The 18,765-nt window shown below is 64.0% G+C and carries 17 protein-coding genes; 8 read left to right on the top strand and 9 right to left on the bottom strand.

What is annotated here, in order from left to right:
* The first annotated feature begins 2 nt into the window (after nt 1–2).
* Both JG746_RS30835 and JG746_RS30830 read left to right on the top strand, forming a co-directional pair.
* Nucleotides 3–1,082: an ABC transporter ATP-binding protein gene (locus JG746_RS30835; protein ID WP_202356165.1), complete on the top strand. Its 1,080-nt coding sequence runs from the start codon at nt 3–5 to the stop codon at nt 1,080–1,082.
* Between the two features lie 36 nt (nt 1,083–1,118).
* Nucleotides 1,119–3,146: an aldo/keto reductase gene (locus JG746_RS30830; RefSeq protein WP_202356164.1), complete on the top strand. Its 2,028-nt coding sequence runs from the start codon at nt 1,119–1,121 to the stop codon at nt 3,144–3,146.
* Nucleotides 3,147–3,167: 21 nt separating this feature from the next.
* Here JG746_RS30830 and JG746_RS30825 read toward each other — a convergent pair whose 3' ends face one another.
* Nucleotides 3,168–4,217: an AraC family transcriptional regulator gene (locus JG746_RS30825; protein WP_202356163.1), complete on the bottom strand. Its 1,050-nt coding sequence runs from the start codon at nt 4,215–4,217 to the stop codon at nt 3,168–3,170.
* Between the two features lie 71 nt (nt 4,218–4,288).
* On the opposite strand from JG746_RS30825, the gene melA (JG746_RS30820) reads away from it, so the two are divergent.
* The 6 genes from melA (JG746_RS30820) (at nt 4,289) to melA (JG746_RS30795) (ending at nt 13,270) form a co-directional block, all read left to right on the top strand.
* Nucleotides 4,289–5,755, top strand: coding sequence for an alpha-glucosidase/alpha-galactosidase (gene melA, locus JG746_RS30820; RefSeq protein WP_202356162.1), 1,467 nt, complete (start codon nt 4,289–4,291; stop codon nt 5,753–5,755).
* A 102-nt stretch (nt 5,756–5,857) separates the two neighbouring features.
* Entirely contained in the window at nt 5,858–7,939 is a 2,082-nt protein-coding gene (locus JG746_RS30815) for an ABC transporter substrate-binding protein (RefSeq protein ID WP_202356161.1), read from the top strand.
* Between the two features lie 115 nt (nt 7,940–8,054).
* Nucleotides 8,055–9,062 carry an ABC transporter permease gene (locus JG746_RS30810; protein WP_202356160.1) on the top strand — a complete coding sequence of 336 codons (1,008 nt, stop codon included), beginning with the start codon at nt 8,055–8,057 and terminating at the stop codon, nt 9,060–9,062.
* The gene (locus JG746_RS30805) at nt 9,063–10,202 is read left to right on the top strand and encodes an ABC transporter permease (RefSeq protein WP_202356159.1); all 1,140 of its coding nucleotides are present in this window, start codon (nt 9,063–9,065) and stop codon (nt 10,200–10,202) included. It begins immediately after the preceding gene.
* Nucleotides 10,203–10,212: 10 nt separating this feature from the next.
* Nucleotides 10,213–11,880, top strand: coding sequence for an ABC transporter ATP-binding protein (locus JG746_RS30800; RefSeq protein WP_202356158.1), 1,668 nt, complete (start codon nt 10,213–10,215; stop codon nt 11,878–11,880).
* A gap of 19 nt (nt 11,881–11,899) precedes the next feature.
* Nucleotides 11,900–13,270 carry an alpha-glucosidase/alpha-galactosidase gene (melA, locus tag JG746_RS30795; protein WP_202356157.1) on the top strand — a complete coding sequence of 457 codons (1,371 nt, stop codon included), beginning with the start codon at nt 11,900–11,902 and terminating at the stop codon, nt 13,268–13,270.
* Nucleotides 13,271–13,285: 15 nt separating this feature from the next.
* Here melA (JG746_RS30795) and yacG read toward each other — a convergent pair whose 3' ends face one another.
* From yacG to murA, 8 genes are all read right to left on the bottom strand, one after another.
* Entirely contained in the window at nt 13,286–13,483 is a 198-nt protein-coding gene (gene yacG, locus JG746_RS30790; protein WP_140775268.1) for a DNA gyrase inhibitor YacG, read from the bottom strand.
* Nucleotides 13,480–14,106 carry a Maf-like protein gene (locus JG746_RS30785; protein WP_202356156.1) on the bottom strand — a complete coding sequence of 209 codons (627 nt, stop codon included), beginning with the start codon at nt 14,104–14,106 and terminating at the stop codon, nt 13,480–13,482. Before JG746_RS30785 ends, yacG begins: the two co-directional genes overlap by 4 nt.
* A gap of 22 nt (nt 14,107–14,128) precedes the next feature.
* Nucleotides 14,129–14,347 (bottom strand): translation initiation factor IF-1, encoded by a 219-nt coding sequence (infA, locus tag JG746_RS30780; RefSeq protein ID WP_006200926.1) that lies wholly within the window; start codon nt 14,345–14,347, stop codon nt 14,129–14,131.
* Between the two features lie 199 nt (nt 14,348–14,546).
* On the bottom strand, nt 14,547–15,017 hold the full coding sequence (locus JG746_RS30775; protein WP_202359543.1) for an arsenate-mycothiol transferase ArsC: 471 nt from the start codon (nt 15,015–15,017) through the stop codon (nt 14,547–14,549).
* Nucleotides 15,005–15,490 (bottom strand): UPF0262 family protein, encoded by a 486-nt coding sequence (locus JG746_RS30770; protein WP_202356155.1) that lies wholly within the window; start codon nt 15,488–15,490, stop codon nt 15,005–15,007. The genes JG746_RS30775 and JG746_RS30770 overlap by 13 nt, the downstream gene beginning before the upstream one ends.
* Nucleotides 15,491–15,496: 6 nt before the next feature.
* The gene (hisD, locus tag JG746_RS30765; RefSeq protein WP_202356154.1) at nt 15,497–16,789 is read right to left on the bottom strand and encodes a histidinol dehydrogenase; all 1,293 of its coding nucleotides are present in this window, start codon (nt 16,787–16,789) and stop codon (nt 15,497–15,499) included.
* A gap of 7 nt (nt 16,790–16,796) precedes the next feature.
* Nucleotides 16,797–17,228, bottom strand: a complete 432-nt coding sequence (locus JG746_RS30760; protein WP_019860404.1) for a DUF2948 family protein — start codon at nt 17,226–17,228, stop codon at nt 16,797–16,799.
* 169 nt (nt 17,229–17,397) lie between these two features.
* Nucleotides 17,398–18,690, bottom strand: a complete 1,293-nt coding sequence (murA, locus tag JG746_RS30755; protein ID WP_202356153.1) for a UDP-N-acetylglucosamine 1-carboxyvinyltransferase — start codon at nt 18,688–18,690, stop codon at nt 17,398–17,400.
* Between the last annotated feature and the right edge of the window lie 75 nt (nt 18,691–18,765).

Here is an 18,765-nt window from a genome sequence, read left to right as displayed (position 1 = left end):
GCATGGCAACCGTTACGCTGAGCAATGTGGTCAAGCGCTTCGGCGCCTTCGAGGTCGTCCATGGCGCCAACATCGACATCAAGGACGGCGAGTTCGTCGTCTTCGTCGGTCCGTCCGGCTGCGGCAAGTCGACCCTGCTCAGGATGATCGCCGGGCTTGAGGACATCAGCGGCGGCCAGATTGCCATCGGCGGCAAGCTGGTCAACGATGTCGAGCCCGCCGACCGCGGCATCGCCATGGTCTTCCAGTCCTATGCGCTCTATCCGCATATGAGCGTGGAGCAGAATCTGTCTTTCGGCCTGCGCATGACCGGCAACCCCAAGGCCGACACCGACCGGCGGGTGAAGCGTGCGGCCGAGATCCTGCGCATCAGCGAATTGATGGACCGGCGCCCGAAGAAACTCTCCGGCGGCCAGCGCCAGCGCGTCGCCATCGGCCGCGCCATCGTGCGCGAGCCGCAAGTGTTCCTGTTCGACGAGCCGCTCTCCAATCTCGATGCCGAACTGCGCGTCCAGATGCGGGTCGAGATCTCGCGCCTGCACAAGGAACTCGGCGCGACGATGGTCTACGTCACGCACGACCAGACCGAGGCGATGACGCTCGCCGACCGCATCGTCGTGCTGCGCGCCGGCCATATCGAGCAGATCGGCCGGCCGCTCGATCTCTATGACGATCCCGACAATCTGTTCGTGGCCGGCTTTGTCGGCTCGCCGAAGATGAACTTCATCAAGGCACATGTTGTCGGGCACGATGCGCGTGGGGTCGTGGTCGAGCTGGCGGGCGAGGAGAAGACCCGTATCACCCAGCCTTTGACAGGCGCTGCGCCCGATGCGGGCAGCAAGGTCATCGTCGGCGTGCGGCCCGAGCATTTCGGCGGCGCCGGGGAGGGTGACACCGACCTTGTCGTTGCCATCGACGTGGTCGAGCACCTGGGCGGCACGAGCTTTCTCTACGCCCGAACGGCCCATGGCGAAGACGTGGTGATCCAGCGCGACGCGGCGAAGGTCCCCACCACCGCCGAGGTCACCGTTTCCATCCGCAAATCCTACCTGTTCGACGAAAATGGGCTACGGCTGCGCTGACCGGCCGCCCCCTCCCAGCCTTCAAGGAGAATGACAATGACCGCAACCACGCCCATTCGCTGGGGCATTCTCGGCCCGGGCAGCATCGCCCAGGCCTTCGCCGGCGGCGTGGCCGCTTCGCGCACCGGAAAACTGGTCGCCATCGGCGCACGCGATCCCGCCAAGCCGGGCCTCGCCGAGAAATTTCCCGGCGCCCGTATTGTCCACGGCTATGAAGCGCTGCTTGCCGATTCCGACATCGATGCCGTCTACATCGCGATCCCGCATCCCGGCCATGCGCAATGGGCGATCCGGGCGGCGGAAGCGGGCAAGCATGTGCTGTGCGAAAAGCCGCTGGCGCTGACCGCCTTCGAGGCCGACGCCATGTTCCATGCCGCGCGCAAGGCCGGCACCTTTCTCGGCGAAGCCTTCATGTACCGGCTGCACCCGCAGACGTTGAAGCTGGTGGAATTGATCAAGTCCGGCGTCATCGGCGAGGTCCGGATGATCAAGTCGAGCTTCGGCTTTGCCATGCCGGGCTTCATGCCGCAGCACCGGCTCTACGCCAACGATTCCGCCGGCGGCGGCATACTGGACGTCGGCGGCTATACCGTCTCGATGGTGCGGCTGATTGCCGGGGCGGCGGCGGGCCTCCCCTTTGCCGAGCCCGACAAGGTGGTTGGTACAGCCCACCTTGGCCAGTCCGGCGTCGACGAATGGGCCTCGGCGCTGTTGCACTTTGCCGGCGGCATCGTCGCCGAAGTCTCCTGCAGCATCTCGCTGAACCAGGACAATGTGTTGCGCGTCCTCGGCACCAAGGGCCGCATCGAAGTGCCGGACTTCTGGTTCGCCGGGGGAAATCGCGATGTCGGCCTCGGCCGGATCGATGTGATCGGCGCCGACGGTTCGCGCGAGACAATCAGCGTCGACGAAAAACGCCATGTCTATTCATTCGAGGTCGACGGCGCCGGCGAGGCGATCCTCGCCGGACGGCAGGAATTCGCCTGGCCGGGCATGGATTGGGCCGACAGTCTCGGCACCTTGCGCGTGCTTGACGGATGGCGCGCTGCCGTCGGGCTGGAATATGAGATCGAAAAGGCCCCGCTGCGCACCGGCACCATCTCCGGCCGGCCTCTGCGGTCTGGCGGAACGGCGATCGGCAAGCGCGCCATTCCGGGCCTGGCGAAGCCGGCATCGGTGGTGGCGCTCGGCTTCGAGGATTTCCGCACCTTCTCCTCGGGCTCGATCCTGCTCGATGCCTTCTTCGAGGCCGGCGGCAATCTGTTCGACACCGGCTATGTCTACGGTGGCGGCTACACCGAGACGCTGCTTGGCCAGTGGTTGCAGAACCGCGGCGTGCGCGAGCAGTCTGTGATCATCGCCAAGGGCGCGCATTCGCCGCTCTGCTATCCCGACGTGATCGGCAAGCAGCTTGCCCAATCGCTCGACCGCCTGCAGACGGACCATGTCGACGTCTATTTCATGCACCGCGACAATCCGGACGTGCCGGTCGGCGAGTTCGTCGATGCCATGGACCGTGAGGTGAAGGCAGGCCGCATCCGCGGCCCGTTCGGCGGCTCGAACTGGACGATGCAGCGCATGGACGAGGCGATTGCCTATGCCGAGCGCACCGGCAAGCAGAAGCCCGGCGCGCTCTCCAACAATTTTTCGCTGGCAGAAATGCTGGAGCCGATCTGGGCGGGTTGTGTGGCTTCGTCCACCGACGACTGGAAGGCCTGGCTGACATCCAGGCAGATGCCGAATTTCGCCTGGTCGAGCCAGGGACGCGGCTTCTTCACCGACCGCGCCGGGCGCGACCGGCGCGACAGCGAGGAACTGGTTCGGGTCTGGTATTCGGAGCGCAATTTCGGCCGCCGCGACCGCGCCATCGATCTCGCCGCTCGACTCCGCAAGAGCCCGATCCACGTTGCCCTGGCCTATGTGCTCAACCAGCCTTTCCCGTCGGTTCCGCTGATCGGGCCGCGCACGCTGGGCGAGTTGGAAGACAGCCTGCGGGCGCTGGACATCGCGCTTTCGCCTGATGATCTCGAGTGGCTGGATGGCGGCAGCCTGCACGCGGCCTGACAATGCAGGCCCGAAGCGGCGTCAGGTCTCGTTATCAGACACCCTGACGCCGCCCCTGGTCGGGGTTCGCAGACTGGCATACATGCCGGTGGTACGGAACTGGCTGGGCGTGGTGCCGTAGAGGCGGCGAAAGACCTTCGAAAAATAGTTCGCATCCTCGAAGCCGCACAGGATGGCGACTTCCTTCACCGGCAGGAAGTCCGCCTTGGTCAACAGCTTCGCCGCCCGCTGCAGGCGCTGCTGCAGCACGAACTCGGCGGGCGGCAGACCTTCGCTCTCCGCGAAGCAGCGCGAGAAATGGGCCCGGCTGAGGCCACTGATCTGGACGAGGTCCGCAACCGGCAGCGGCTTGTCGAGATTGGCGTTGATATGATCGATGACCGGCTGCATGGCGCTGAGTTTCTCTGCAAAGGCATGCGAGCCGAAGACATCGTCGTAGAGCGCCATCGCCGCCTCGTAGGCGATAGCGGACGCGGCACCCGGTGAGGCCGCCCCCTTGATGAGGCGCAGGCTGCAATCGGCAAGATGATCGATTGTCGCCGGCTGCAGCCGGAACACCGGACCGGAGATGCTGAGGATCGACTTGTGGATGCGCAGCGCCTCCTCGCCGTTCATCGAGATCCAGAAATATTCCCAGCGCTCGTCGCTCGCCAGCCAGTAGCGGTGGTTGTGCGGCACCAGCACCAGCAGCGTGTCATTCTCTTGCAGGCGGTAGTTGCGGTTCTCGTAGCGCAGCCGGCCGGTGCCGCTGATGGTGTGCTGGAGCACGGTGAACGGCGTCTGGCCGCGCCTGCGCCCGTCCCAGTCATAGATCTCGTCCTCGCGCACCTCGTAGCCGGTGCTTGTCGGCATGGCATGCAGGCGCTGCCGGCCGCGCGGCAGCGAGATCGTGCGCATCGACTGTCCGTTGGCGATCAAATCTCGTAGCACAAAATTACCCTTGAAAGCATAATCCTTCTCTGGTCGCGCTCGTGAATAAGGGCATACTCCCCCTCGAAAAGCGAGAGAGATCCGCAGGCGAGGAGCGGACAGGGAGGTGGCAGGCCGGAATCCGGCTTGTCGTGCACACATGCCACGGCATGCGGCTGCAACCCATCCCTGTCATTCCCGACCTGTCATTGGAATAGGATGAGGTGCAGCTGATGAGTTTCAAAATCGCTATCATCGGCGCCGGCAGCGTCGGATTCACCAAGAAACTGTTCACCGACATCCTGTGCGTACCCGAATTCAGGGATATCGAATTCGCGCTGACCGACCTCAGCGAGCACAATCTCGGGATGATCAAGGCTATCCTCGACAAGGTCGTCGAGGCGAACGGGTTGCCAACCCGGGTGACGGCGACAACCGATCGCCGCAAGGCGCTCGAAGGCGCGCGCTATATCATCAGCTGCGTGCGGGTCGGCGGCCTGGAGGCCTACGCCGACGACATCCGTATTCCGCTGAAATATGGCATCGACCAGTGCGTCGGCGATACGATCTGCGCCGGCGGCATCCTCTATGGCCAGCGCAACATCCCGGTGATCCTCGACTTCTGCAAGGACATACGCGAGGTCGCCGCGACGGGGGCCAAATTCCTCAACTACGCCAACCCTATGGCCATGAACACCTGGGCGGCGATCGAGTATGGCAAGGTCGACACGGTCGGCCTCTGCCACGGCGTCCAGCACGGCGCCGAGCAGATCGCCGAGGTGCTGGGTGCGAAGTCCAGGCACGAGCTCGATTATGTCTGTTCCGGCATCAACCACCAGACCTGGTTCATCGATCTGCGGCTGAACGGCCGCAAGATCGGCAAGGATGAACTGGTTGCGGCCTTCGAGGCGCATCCGGTCTATTCCCAGCAGGAAAAGCTGCGCATCGATGTCTTGAAGCGCTTCGGCGTCTATTCGACCGAGAGCAACGGTCATCTCTCCGAATATCTGCCCTGGTACCGCAAGCGGCCAGACGAGATCACCCGCTGGATCGATATGTCTGACTGGATCCATGGCGAGACCGGCGGCTATCTCCGCTACTCCACCGAAACCCGCAACTGGTTCGAGACGGAATATCCGCAATTCCTCGACGCGGCGTCGAAACCGATCGATCCGGCCAATCGCTCCAACGAACATGCCAGTCATATTCTCGAGGCGCTGGAGACCAACCGCGTCTATCGCGGCCACTTCAACGTCAGGAACAATGGCGTGATCACCAATTTGCCGCAGGACGCCATCATCGAATCGCCCGGCTTTGTCGACCGTTTCGGCATCAACATGGCTGCCGGCATCACGCTGCCGGAAGCCTGCGCGGCCACCTGCATGGCCTCGATCAACGTCCAGCGCATGTCGGTCCATGCCGCGGTATCGGGCGACATCGATCTCTTGAAACTGGCCGTGCTGCATGACCCGCTGGTCGGTGCGGTGTCGACGCCGGAGGAAGTCTGGCAGATGGTGGACGAAATGGTCGTCGCCCAGGCTCAATGGCTGCCGCAATATGCGCATGCGGTTCCTGCCGCCAGGGAGCGGCTGTCGAAATCCGCGGTCAAGACCCGCGAATGGGCGGGCGCCGCACGGCGAAACGTGCGTTCGATCGAGGAATTGCGCGCCGAGAAAGCCGCGCTGAAACAAGCCGGTTGAAAAGCCCGGGTGCGGCGGATCCACGGGAGGCAGGTCCACCGCAGTCAGCATTCCGGGCAGAAGACGAGCAGCAGAAAACGTCTGAACATGAGGGAGGAGATTATGAGAAACCTACGCAGCATTGGCATTGCCGCCGGACTGGCGCTGAGCGTCTCTGTTCCGGCACTCAACGCTTTCGCTTCAGAGCCGACAGTCCCGCCGGTGCCGGCGACCTTTCCGGCCGAGGGCAAGATCAAATACGTGGCGCGTGACTCCATCCTGGAGTTCAAGGCCCTGCCCGAATATCACGAGCCGGATTGGGTGACTGAAAAATACGTCAAGACCGGCAAGCTGCCGCCGGTGAAGGACAGGTTGCCGAAGGAGCCGCTGGTCTTCAAGACGGCCAACATGCCTGACGGTGTCGGCGTCTATGGCGACACCATGCGCCATGTCATCGGCGGCCGTCCCGAGGGCTGGAATTATGGCGCCGGCCAGACGCAAGGCTGGGGCGGCATCGATATCGGCCTCTCCGAATGCCTGACGCGCACGGCGCCGCTGTTCCAGGTCGAGGCCAAGGACACCGAGCCGCTGCCGAACCTCGCCAAAAGCTGGGACTGGTCGAAGGACGGTCACAAGCTGACCATGCATCTTGTCGAAGGCGCAAAATGGTCCGATGGCGTGGCCTTCAACGCCGACGACGTCATGTTCTACTGGGATGACGAGGTGGTCGACCCGAACGTCTCGCCGCTCAATGGCGCCACACCGGAAACCTTCGGCGTCGGCACGACGCTGAAGAAGATCGACGACTACACCGTCGAGTGGACCTTCAAGGACGCCTTCCCGAAACAGTATCTCTACGCCATGGCCTACGGCACGTTCTGCCCCGGCCCGGCGCACATATTGAAACCGCAGCATCCCAAATACTCGAAGAACACCTACGACCAGTTCAAGAACGCCTTCCCGCCGGAATATATGAACATGCCGGTGATGGGCGCCTGGGTACCGGTCGAATACCGGCCGGACGACATCATCGTGATGCGCCGCAATCCCTACTATTGGAAGGTCGACGAGAAGGGCAATCAGCTGCCTTACCTCAACGAGCTGCAGTACAAGCTGTCGACCTGGGCCGACCGCGACGTCCAGGCGGTTGCCGGCTCCGGTGACTTCTCCAACCTCGAGCAGCCGGAAAACTTCGTCGCCTCGCTGAAGCGCGCCGCTGAAGCGAACGCGCCGGCACGGCTCGCCTTCGGTCCACGCCTCATCGGCTACAATCTGCGCATGAATTTCTCCGCCAATGGCTGGGGCAATCCGGACGAGCGCAGCCAGGCCGTCCGCGAACTGAACCGCAACGAGGATTTCCGCAAGGCCGTCACCATGGCGCTGGACCGCAAGGCGCTGGGCGACTCCCTGGTCAAGGGGCCGTTCACCGCCATCTATCCCGGCGGTTTCTCCTCGGGCACCAGCTTCTATGACCGCAAGTCGACCGTCTACTATCCGTTCGACCTCGCGGGCGCCAAGGCTGAACTCGCAAAGGCCGGCCTCAAGGATACCGACGGCGACGGCTTCGTGAACTTCCCGGCCGGCACCGCCGGCGGCAAGAACGTCGAGATCGTCATGCTGGTCAACAACGACTACGGCACCGACAAGAGCCTTGCCGAAGGCGTCGTCGCCCAGATGGAGAAGCTCGGGCTTCGGGTCGTGCTCAAGGGCCTCAACGGCACCCAGCGCGATGCCTCGCAATATTCGGGCCGCTTCGACTGGCTGATCCGGCGCAACGACCAGGAACTGACCTCGGTCGTGCAGAACACCGAGCAGCTCGCGCCCGTCGGCCCGAAGACCAGCTGGAACCACCGCGCGCCTGAAAGCGGCGAGGTCGACCTGATGCCTTTCGAAAAGGACCTGGTCGATATCGTCAACAAGTTCGTCGCGTCGGAGGACAACGACAAACGCGCCAGCCTGATGAAGGAGTTCCAGAAGATCTCCACCGAACATGTCTACAATGTCGGCCTGACGGAATATCCCGGCGCGCTGATCGTCAACAAGCGCTTCTCGAACATTCCGCAGGGCACGCCGATCTTCATGTTCAACTGGGCCGAGGATTCGATCGTGCGCGAACGGGTCTTCGTCGCGGCCGACAAGCAGGCGAAATACGAATTGTTCCCGCAAGAGCTTCCCGGCAAACCCGGAGACAAGGGCCCGATGTAAGTTTACCTCCCCTGACCAAGAGAGACCCGGCCGCGCCGCTGGCGCGGCCGGGACAGACCAACCCTCCGAACGGCCCTCAACGGGGCGTCGGGCGAAATGAGGAAGCCGACCGTCCATGCTGCGATTCTTGGCTATGCGCATAGCGTCGGCGATACCGGTCCTCGCGATCCTGAGCCTCGTCACCTTCGCCATCATCCAGGCGCCGCCTGGTGACTATGCCGACTACATCCGCTCGCAGTTGATCAACCAGGGCGGCGCCTCCTTCGCCGAGGCCGATGCGCAGGCCCAGGCCTACCGCGTCGAACACGGCCTCGATAAGCCGCTGCCCGTCCAGTATCTCAACTGGATCGGCGGCATCGTCACCCGCGGCGATTTCGGCTACAGCCTCTATTACAACAAGCCGGTGGCCGATGTGGTCGGCGAGCGCTTGCCGCGGACGCTGCTCCTGGCGCTGGTCTGCCATTTGCTCGCTTCGGTGCTGGGCATCACCTTCGGCATATGGGCGGCGACAAGGCAGTACACCTGGATCGACTCGACACTGTCGGCCATCTCCTTCCTCGGCATGACCGTGCCGCGTTTCCTGATGGCGCTGATCATCGTCTATCTGCTGGTCTTCCAGTTCAACGTCTCGGAAATCGGCTCGTTCTTCTCGCCGCAATATGGCGGTGCGCCATGGTCGTGGGCGAAGTTCGCCGACCTCGTCAAGCATGTCTGGCCGGTGGTGGCGATCGCCACTTTCGGCGGGCTCGCCTACAATATGCGCGTCATGCGCGGCAATCTGCTGGATACGCTCAACGCGCAATATGTCGAGACCGCGAGAGCCAAGGGCCTGACCGGCAGCGCCGTCGTCATGCGTCACGCCGTGCCAAATGCGCTGCATCCGCTCGTCATGTACCAAGGCGTGGTGCTGCCTTACATGCTCACCGGCGAGATCGAGACGGCGATCATCTTCGCGCTGCCGACCGTCGGCCCGGCGGTTGTCGGCTCGATGGCGGTCGGCGATGTCTATGTCACCGCAACCTTCATGATGGTGCTGGCGGCGACACTGATCGTCGGCAACATCATCGCCGACATGCTGCTCGTCCTGCTCGACCCGCGCATCCGCCAATACGGAGAGAGCTAGATGCTGGCCCGCGATCCGTCACCCCCACCGCTGCCGGCCGACACACCCATCGTCGCCAAACCGGCGCGCGGCAATGAGAGCTATCTCGCGCTCGTCTGGCGCCGGCTGAAGCGCTCCTGGACCGGAATGGCCGGGCTTTGGCTCGTCGTGCTGCTCCTGGTCATGGCCGTGTTCGCCGAATTCCTGGCGCCGATGGACCCGAAGGCGACCGATGTCGGCTTCGCCCCGCCGCAGCTGCCTTCCTTCCACGACAAGGACGGCAACTTCACCGCTCGGCCGCGGGTCTATGCATTGGCCGATTCGGCCGACCTCGATCCGGTCACCTTCCAGCCCGTCGTCGGCCCCGACTACGACCATCCGAGGCTGCTTGGCTTCTTTGTCGAGGGCGCGCCCTACAAGCTCTTCGGGCTGATCCCGGCGGACCGGCATTTCTTCGCCTCGACGGACGGCCAGCCGGTGCATTTCCTGGGCACCGACAAGTTCGGCCGTGATGTGCTGTCGCGCGCCATCCACGGCTCGCGCGTCTCCCTGATGATCGCGCTGACCGTCGTCTTCATCATAACCGTCATTGGCACCACCGTCGGCATGGTTTCCGGCTATTTCGGCGGCCGGTTCGACGTCTGGATGCAGCGTTTCGTCGAACTGGTGCTCGCCTTCCCGCAGCTGCCGCTCTATCTGGCGCTCACGACGCTGATCCCGGTCACCGCGCCGACCAACGTCTTCCTCGCCTTTGTCATCATCGTCATGTCGGCCCTGGGCTGGGCGCAGATGTCGCGCGAGGTGCGCGGCAAGACGCTGGCGCTGGCGCGCATCGAGTATGTGCGCGCCGCCATGGCGGTCGGCGCCACCGACCGGCGCATCATCCTGCAGCACATCTTGCCCAACGTGATGAGCCACGTGATCGTCGCCGTCACCTTGGCCATCCCGACGGTGGTGCTGCTCGAATGCTTCCTCGGCTTCCTCGGCTTTGCGGTCAAGCCGCCGCTGATCTCGTGGGGCCTGATGCTGCAGGATACCGCGACCTATTCCGTCATCGGCACCTATCCCTGGATCCTGTCGCCGGTCGGTTTCGTGCTCGCCACCGTCTTTGCTTTCAACGCGTTGGGCGACGGGCTGCGCGACGCCGTCGATCCGTATTGAGGTGGCCGGGATGACCGTCGTACTCGCCCAGCCCTTTGCGCCCGTCGTTCGTCATGACCATGACGGGCGCCAGGACCAGCCGATCATCGATGCCCGCAACATCGAGGTCGCCTTCAAGGTCGAACATGGCGTCGTCGACGCCGTCAAGGATGTCTCATTCCAGCTCTATCGCGGCGAGACGATTGCCATCGTCGGCGAGTCCGGTTCAGGCAAGTCGGTGACGGCGCGCGCCGTCATGGGACTGCTGTCGCGGCGCGCCACCGTGTCGCCGAGATCGAGCATCTGTTACGACGGCCAGAACATCCTGAAATTCCCCGAGAGCGAACGTCGCAAGCTGCGCGGCAACCGCATCTCGATGATCTTCCAGGAGCCGATGAGTTCGCTCAACCCGATCTATACGGTCGGCAGCCAGATCGTCGAGGCGATCCGGGTGCACCGCAAGGTGGGCCGCCGGCAAGCCTGGGCGCGCGCGCTCGAATTGCTGCGGCACGTCCAGATCCCCGAGCCGGAAGCGCGGCTCAAGCAATATCCGCACCAGCTTTCGGGCGGGCAGCGCCAGCGCGTGATGATCGCCATGGCGCTGGCCAACAATCCTGACGTGTTGATCGCCGACGAGCCGACCACCGCGCTCGACGTCACGGTCCAGGCGCAGATTCTCAACCTGATCCGCAATCTGCAGAAAGAGTTGCGGATGGCGGTGATCCTGATCACCCACGATCTCACCGTGGTGCGCAAATTCTCCGACTACGTCTATGTCATGCAGCACGGCGCGATGTGCGAGCACAACGTCACCGAGCGGCTGTTTGCAAACCCGCAGCATCCCTACACGCAGCGCCTGCTCGCCTCGGAGCCGCGCGGGCGTCCGCAACCGCTTCCTGGGGGCAGCGGCGCCATCCTCGAGGCGAATGACGTGCGCGTCTGCTTCATGCTGCGCCACGGCAGTTTCCTGAAGCCGGACTGGCGCGAACTGGTCGCCGTCGACGATCTCGGCCTCAGGCTTTGCCGCCACGAGACGCTGGGGCTGGTCGGCGAGTCCGGTTCCGGCAAGACCACCTTCGGTCTCGCCCTGCTCAAGCTGGCCGACGCCAAGCGCGGCGAAATCCGTTTCGACGGTCAGCCGATCCACGGCCTGTCGCGCAACGAGATGCGGCCGTTTCGCTCGCGCATGCAGATCGTCTTCCAGGATCCGTTCTCCTCGCTCAATCCGCGCATGACGATCGGCCAGATCATCGAGGAAGGGCTGATCGTAAACAGCTTGGGGGCGACGCGGGCCGAGCGGGTCGACCGGGTGCGCGAGGCGCTGATCAGCGCCGGCATGCCGGGCGATATCCTGTCGCGCTTTCCCCATGAGTTCTCCGGCGGCCAGCGCCAGCGCGTCGCGATCGCCCGCGCCATCGCGCTCGAGCCCGAATTCATCCTGCTCGACGAGCCGACATCCGCACTCGACCTCTCCGTCCAGGCGCAGATCATCGACTTGCTACGCAAGCTGCAGGACGAGCGCGGCCTCAGCTACCTCTTTATCTCGCACGATCTCAAAGTGGTGCGCGCGCTGTGCCATCGCGTCATCGTCATGCAGCACGGCAAGATCGTCGAGCAGGGACCCGTCGACGAGGTCCTCACCAATCCCAAGACCGCCTACACCGAACGGCTCGTCCGAGCCGCTTTCGAAGTGGCTTGAACATATGCCGGAGGCTAACGTGGCAAGACATCCCAGGATCACTTTCATCGGCGCCGGCTCGACCGTGTTCATGAAGAACATCGTCGGCGACGTGCTGCAGCGGCCGGCACTCTCGGGCGCGACGATCGCGCTCATGGACATCAATCCGCAGCGGCTGGAAGAGAGCGCCATCGTCGTCAACAAGCTGATCGCGACGCTCGGCGTGGAGGCAAAGGCCGAGACCTATTCCGACCAGCGCAAGGCACTTGCCGGGGCCGATTTCGTCGTCGCCGCCTTCCAGATCGGCGGCTATGAGCCCTGCACCGTCACCGATTTCGAAGTGCCGAAGAAATACGGCCTGCGCCAGACGATCGCCGACACGCTCGGCGTCGGCGGCATCATGCGCGGCCTGAGGACCGTGCCGCATCTGTGGAAGATCTGCGAGGACATGCTCGCCGTCTGCCCCGAAGCGATCATGCTGCAATACGTCAATCCGATGGCGATCAACACCTGGGCGATTTCGGAGAAATATCCCACCATCAAGCAGGTCGGGCTCTGTCACTCGGTGCAGGGCACGGCGATGGAACTCGCCCACGACCTCTCCCTGCCTTATGACGAGATCCGCTACCGGTCGGCCGGCATCAACCACATGGCCTTCTACCTGAAATTCGAGCACCGCCAGCCCGACGGCTCCTACCGCGACCTCTATCCCGACCTCGTGCGTGCCTATCGCGAAGGCCGCGCGCCCAAGCCGGGCTGGAATCCGCGCTGCCCCAACAAGGTGCGCTACGAGATGTTGACCAGGCTCGGCTATTTCGTCACCGAGAGCTCGGAGCATTTCGCCGAATACACGCCCTATTTCATCAAGGAGGGCCGCCCCGATCTGATCGAGAAATACGGCATCCCGCTCGACGAATACCCCAAGCGCTGCATCGAGCAGATCGAGCGCTGGAAAGACCAGGCCCAGGCCTACCGCTCGGCCCAGCGCATCGAGGTCGAGGAGTCCAGGGAGTATGCCTCTTCGATCATGAATTCGGTCTGGACCGGCGAGCCGTCGGTGATCTACGGCAATGTCCGCAACAATGGCTGCATCACCTCGCTGCCCCGCGACTGCGCTGCCGAAGTGCCCTGCCTGGTGGATGCCTCCGGCATCCAGCCGACCTATATAGGCGACCTGCCGCCGCAATTGACGGCGCTGATCCGCACCAACATCAATGTCCAGGAACTGACGGTGCGGGCGCTGATGAGCGAGAACCGCGAGCACATCTACCATGCGGCAATGATGGATCCGCACACGGCGGCCGAACTCGACCTCGACCAGATCTGGTCACTGGTCGATGATCTCCTGGCCGCTCACGGCGACTGGCTGCCGGCCTGGGCGCGCGTGAGCCGCAAGACCGAGGCCGCCTGACGGGCGATCTCAGTCTTACTTGGGCTCGTCGGCGTCGGGTTCTTCCTCGTCGTCGCGGGCCTTGATGACGTAGGCGCCCTTCAGCCAGCGGTTGAGGTCGATGTCCTTGCAGCGCGTCGAGCAGAACGGAAACGTGTCGCGCGCCGACGGTTTGCCGCATTCGGGGCAGGGGCGCTTTGGGCGCAGCGGCGTGACTTTGGAGTCGGAATTCATGGCCGTGCGGTCAGCCAATTCTGATGGATCTTGAAGCCCTCGCCCGACAGCAACGCCACCGTCTCATAGAGCGGCAGGCCGACAATGTTGGTGTAGGAGCCGACGAGCTTGACGACGAACGAGCCGGCGAGGCCCTGGACGGCATAGCCGCCGGCCTTGCCGCGCCATTCGCCCGAGGCGACATAGGCTTCGATTTCCTCGCGCGGCAGCCGCTTGAAACGCACCCGCGTCTCGACCAGCCGCTGGCGCAGCTTGCCGCCCGGCGTGATCAGGCAGATGCCGGAATAGACCCGGTGCGAGCGGCCGGACAGCAGCCCGAGGCAGTTGGCGGCATCGTCAAGCGTCTCGGCTTTGGGCAGGATGCGCCGGCCGACCGCGACCACGGTGTCGGCGGCCAGCACGAAGCCTGGCGCATAATCCGTCTCGGTCTTCAGCGACGCGAACGCCTTCTCGGCCTTTTCCTTCGACAGCCGCTTGGCCAGCGAGCGCGGATGCTCGGCACGCAGCGGCGTTTCGTCGATATCAGCCGGCAGGATGCGGTCCGGCTCGATGCCGGCCTGCTGCAACAGTTCGATGCGGCGCGGCGAACCCGAGGCAAGCACCAGCTTCTGCAAAATGCTCATCGCGGACCAGTCGGGCTCGATCTTACTTGAAGCGGTAGGTGATGCGGCCCTTGGTCAGGTCGTATGGCGTCATCTCGACCAGAACCTTGTCGCCGGTCAGCACGCGGATGCGGTTCTTGCGCATGCGGCCGGCCGTATGGGCGATGATCTCGTGTTCGTTTTCGAGCTTCACCCGGAACATCGCGTTCGGCAACAATTCCGTCACGACACCCGGAAACTCGAGGACTTCTTCCTTCGGCATTCGATACCTTTGCTTGGATGGCAGTTCCAGCGCTTAGAGCATGATGCCGAAAAGTGTGGAGCGGCTTTCGGACGACATCATGCTCTACTTCTTGGTTTAGAGCCGGATTCAGATTTCAGGTCGAACAGACCTGAAATCATCCGACTCTAGCCGGAATTTCGGCGGAACCTATATGATAATCGTCCGCTTGTGAACACGCTTAATCCGTCGCTTTTTCTGCTTCTGAAGCCAAAAAACGACGGCTTATGCGCAACTTCAGCCGCTCGCGCACGTCGCGATAGGCCGCCATGATCTGCTCGCGCGTGCCGGCGGCATTGGTCGGGTCCTGTGTCGGCCAGTATTCGACCTCGACGGCGAGCGAGCGGGTGAGCTCCAGCGCGGCATGATGCGCCTCCGGCGCCAGCGTGACGATCAGGTCGAAATAGTCGTCCTCGAGGTCGTCCAGCGTCCTGGGGTGACGCTCGCCCAGCGACAGGCCCTCCTCCGCCAGCACGGCATCGACGAAGGGGTCCCGCTCGCCGGCGCGCACGCCGGCCGAGGCGACGAAAATGGTGGCCGGCAGCATCCGGCGCGCCAGCTGCTCGGCCATCGGCGAGCGCACGGCATTCATGCCGCACACGAACAGGATCGAGCGGGGCAGGGCGCCGGGTACCAGGGCTAGCCCCGCCAGTGCAGCACGCAGACCAGCGTGAACAGCCGGCGCGCCGTGTCGAAGTCGATGTCGATCTTGCCGGAGAGCCGGTCCATCAGCGTCTGCGAACCTTCATTGTGCAAACCGCGCCGGCCCATGTCTATGGCCTCGATATGGCTTGGCGTCGAGGAGCGGATGGCGTCGTAATAGCTCTCGCAGATCATGTAGTAATCCTTGACGATGCGCCTGAGCGGCGTCAGCGAAAGGATGTGGGTGACCACCGCGGTGCCGTCCTCGCGCGTCACGGCGAAGACCAGGCGCTGCTCGGCCAACGACAGTTTCAGCCGGTAGGGACCGGCGCCGGCGTCGTTGACGGGCTGAAAGCTGTTCTCCTCGATCAAATCGAAGATCGCCACCGCCCGCTCATGCTCGATATCGGGCGTCGAACGGCCGATCGATTCATCGAGTTCGACATCGATCAGTTTTGCGCGGGTTTGATCGGAGCCCGTCATCCCGGCCTACATGTTCAGCCGGATAGCGACGGAGCGGCCATGCGCATCGAGCCCTTCCGCCTTGGCGAGCGTGATCGCCGCCGGCGCCAGCAGGCGCAATTGCTCCGGCCCGAGTTTCAGGATCGAGGTGCGCTTGACGAAATCGAGCACCGACAGGCCTGACGAGAAGCGCGCCGAGCGTGCCGTCGGCAACACGTGGTTGGAGCCGCCGACATAGTCGCCAATGGCTTCCGGCGTGTGGCGGCCGAGAAAGACGGCGCCGGCATTGCGCATCCGCGACAGGAAACCTTCGGCATCGTCGATGGCCAGTTCGACATGTTCGGCGGCGATGCGGTCGACCAGCGGCAGCGCCGCCTCGATGGTCGCAACCTCGATCACCGCGCCGAAATCGCGCCAGCTGGCCGCGGCCGTCTCGCCGCGCGGCAGGCTCAGCAATTGCCGTTCGACCGCCTGTTCGACCGCCTGGCCGAAGGCCGGATCGTCGGTGATCAGGATCGATTGCGCCGACACGTCGTGTTCGGCCTGGGCGAGCAGATCGGCGGCGATCCAGTCCGCATTGTTGCTGCCGTCGGCCACGACAAGCACTTCCGAGGGGCCGGCGATCATGTCGATGCCGACCGTGCCGAACACCTGGCGCTTGGCCGCCGCGACATAGGCATTGCCCGGTCCGACGATCTTGGCAACCGGCTTTATGGTCTCGGTGCCATAGGCAAGGGCGGCGATCGCGTGCGCGCCGCCGACGCGGTAGATCTCGGTCACGCCTGATATGTCGGCCGCCACCAGCACCAGCGGATTGATAATGCCGCCCGGTGCCGGCACGACCATGACGACGCGCTCGACGCCGGCCACCTTGGCCGGCACGGCGTTCATCAGCACCGAGCTTGGATAGCTCGCCGTGCCACCCGGCACGTAGAGCCCGACGGCTCCAATCGCCGTCCAGCGCCAGCCGAGCTCGACGCCGGCGGCATCCGTGTAGCGATCGTCCTTCGGCCGCTGCCGCTTGTGGTGGGAGCGGATGCGATCGCGCGCGAATTCGAGCGCTTCGATCGCCTTTGGGTCGGCCGTCTCGTAGGCGGCTGCAATGTCCTGCTTCGACACGGCAATGCCGATGCTTGTCAGATCGGCCCGGTCGAACCGCTGCGTGTAGTCGATCAGCGCCGCGTCACCTTCGGCGCGCACACGCGCGATGATCTGGCGGACCGCTGCGTCGACGTCCTCGGACACTTCCCGCTTGGTTGTCAGGAAAGCGGCAAAGCGCTGCTCGAAATCGGCGTCGGACTGGCGAAGCGTGATGGCCATGGGACGCTCAAGCCTTGTGGATGGGTCGCGACGTGGCTTCCCACGCGCCGCCTATGTCGGCAAGGCGGGCCTCGATGCATTCGACATCGAGCATGATGGTGCCGCCGCCCGAAAAGATCAGTTCGACGATTCCGGCAGGCTTGCTGATCTCGATGAAGCTGATCGCCAGCAGGGACAGCACCTCGGCCGGTTTGTCGCGGGCAATGCCGTTGGTCTTGGCGCCCAGCACCCGGTCGAAATGCAGCACGGCCTGGCGCCGCTCATTGTGCTGGCGAAACAGGCCCGACTTCGCCTCCCAGACGAAACGGTTCATGGTCAGCACGAAACGCTTGGCCGCAGGCAGGAATTCGAGGTCCGACACCTTCATCACGGCATCCTGGACATGGGCCGAAACGATGCTCAGATCCTGGTCGTCGAGCGCGATAAGCTTGAGGGCCATGCGGAATTCGTACCTAAGGTTGGTTTCAGCCCTCTGTTAGGCGGTCTTTCCCGCCGGTGCAACCGGGACACGACTTGCGCCCGAGGCAATTGCCTCGGGTTTGCGGTGCCGGCAAGGCAATGAAGGTCGTACGGGCCAGTTTCCTTCCGAAGCTGCGGCCGTTCGATCGTCAGGCGGAAATCCGTTCGATCACCGCGCCGCAGTTGGACAGTTTTTCTTCCAGCCGCTCGAAGCCGCGGTCGAGATGATAGACGCGGTTGACCGTGGTCTCGCCTTCGGCGGCGAGGCCGGCGATGACCAGTGAGACGGAAGCGCGAAGATCGGTGGCCATGACCGGCGCGCCTTTCAGCTTCGCCACGCCGTCGACGATCGCCGTCTGGCCCGAAAGCGTGATGTGGGCGCCGAGCCGGGCCAGTTCCTGGACGTGCATGAAGCGGTTCTCGAAGATCGTCTCGGTGATGCGCGATTTGCCCTTGGCCATGGTCATCAGGCCCATGAACTGCGCCTGCAGATCGGTCGGGAAGGCCGGGAAGGGCGCTGTCGTCACGTCGACCGGCGAAATGCCGGCGCCGTTGCGCTTCACGCGGATACCGGAATTGGTCTGGGTGATCTCGGCGCCCGTCTGCGAAATCACGTCGAGCGCGGTCTGCAGCAGCTCCGGCCGCGCGCCTTCGAGCACGACATCGCCGCCGGTCATGACGACGGCCATGGCATAGGTGCCGGTCTCGATGCGGTCGGGGATGACGCGCACGCGCGCGCCCGACAGCGATTCGACGCCGTCGATGGTGATGGTCGGGGTGCCGGCGCCGGAAATTTTCGCGCCCATGGCGTTGAGGCATTCGGCGAGGTTAACGATTTCGGGCTCGCAGGCGGCGTTTTCCAGCACCGTTTCGCCCTTGGCCAGCGAGGCGGCCATCATCAGCACATGGGTGGCACCGACCGAGACCTTGGGGAACACATAGCGGTTGCCGATCAGGCGGCCATTCTTGGTCTTGGCGATGACATAGCCGGTGTCGACGTCGAGATCGGCGCCCAGCGCCTGCAGGCCCTCGAGGAAGAGGTCGACCGGGCGCGTGCCGATGGCGCAACCGCCGGGCAGCGACACCTTGGCCTCGCCCATGCGGGCCAGCAGCGGCCCGATCACCCAAAACGAAGCGCGCATCTTCGACACCAGCTCGTAAGGCGCCGTCGTGTCGACGATGTTGCGGGCGGAGAAGTTGATGGTGCGCGAATAGCCCTCATTCTGCTTCTCGCGGCGGCCGTTGACCGAATAGTCGACGCCGTGATTGCCGAGGATGCGGATCAACTGCTCGACATCGGCCAGATGCGGCACGTTTTCCAGCGTCAGCGTGTCGTCGGTCAACAGCGAGGCGATCATCAGCGGCAAGGCGGCGTTTTTCGCGCCCGAAATCGGAATGCTTCCGGAGAGCTTGTTGCCCCCGACAATTCTGATGCGATCCATTGGAGAACGTCCCTCTCGGCCAAAAAGGCCGGTTCAATCGTTTGAGTATCGGCCCGTCTAGACCATCGGCCGGCT

It is taken from the genome of Mesorhizobium sp. 113-3-3 (assembly GCF_016756495.1).
In the GTDB taxonomy this organism is placed as follows: Bacteria; Pseudomonadota; Alphaproteobacteria; order Rhizobiales; family Rhizobiaceae; genus Mesorhizobium.
Note: the sequence above shows the minus strand (reverse complement) of the source record. Positions and strands in the feature narration are given on the sequence as shown.

Bases quoted from the DNA above. Each gene is read 5' to 3' on its own strand.
- murA (WP_202356153.1), bottom strand. From the start codon at position 18,690: ATGGATCGCATCAGAATTGTCGGGGGCAACAAGCTCTCCGGAAGCATT.
- JG746_RS30805 (WP_202356159.1), top strand. From the start codon at position 9,063: ATGCTGGCCCGCGATCCGTCACCCCCACCGCTGCCGGCCGACACACCC.
- JG746_RS30815 (WP_202356161.1), top strand. From the start codon at position 5,858: ATGAGAAACCTACGCAGCATTGGCATTGCCGCCGGACTGGCGCTGAGC.
- JG746_RS30835 (WP_202356165.1), top strand. From the start codon at position 3: ATGGCAACCGTTACGCTGAGCAATGTGGTCAAGCGCTTCGGCGCCTTC.
- JG746_RS30825 (WP_202356163.1), bottom strand. From the start codon at position 4,217: ATGTGTGCACGACAAGCCGGATTCCGGCCTGCCACCTCCCTGTCCGCT.
- JG746_RS30830 (WP_202356164.1), top strand. From the start codon at position 1,119: ATGACCGCAACCACGCCCATTCGCTGGGGCATTCTCGGCCCGGGCAGC.
- yacG (WP_140775268.1), bottom strand. From the start codon at position 13,483: ATGAATTCCGACTCCAAAGTCACGCCGCTGCGCCCAAAGCGCCCCTGC.
- JG746_RS30760 (WP_019860404.1), bottom strand. From the start codon at position 17,228: ATGGCCCTCAAGCTTATCGCGCTCGACGACCAGGATCTGAGCATCGTT.
- JG746_RS30810 (WP_202356160.1), top strand. From the start codon at position 8,055: ATGCTGCGATTCTTGGCTATGCGCATAGCGTCGGCGATACCGGTCCTC.
- JG746_RS30800 (WP_202356158.1), top strand. From the start codon at position 10,213: ATGACCGTCGTACTCGCCCAGCCCTTTGCGCCCGTCGTTCGTCATGAC.
- JG746_RS30785 (WP_202356156.1), bottom strand. From the start codon at position 14,106: ATGAGCATTTTGCAGAAGCTGGTGCTTGCCTCGGGTTCGCCGCGCCGC.
- JG746_RS30770 (WP_202356155.1), bottom strand. From the start codon at position 15,490: ATGACGGGCTCCGATCAAACCCGCGCAAAACTGATCGATGTCGAACTC.
- melA (WP_202356162.1), top strand. From the start codon at position 4,289: ATGAGTTTCAAAATCGCTATCATCGGCGCCGGCAGCGTCGGATTCACC.
- infA (WP_006200926.1), bottom strand. From the start codon at position 14,347: ATGCCGAAGGAAGAAGTCCTCGAGTTTCCGGGTGTCGTGACGGAATTG.
- hisD (WP_202356154.1), bottom strand. From the start codon at position 16,789: ATGGCCATCACGCTTCGCCAGTCCGACGCCGATTTCGAGCAGCGCTTT.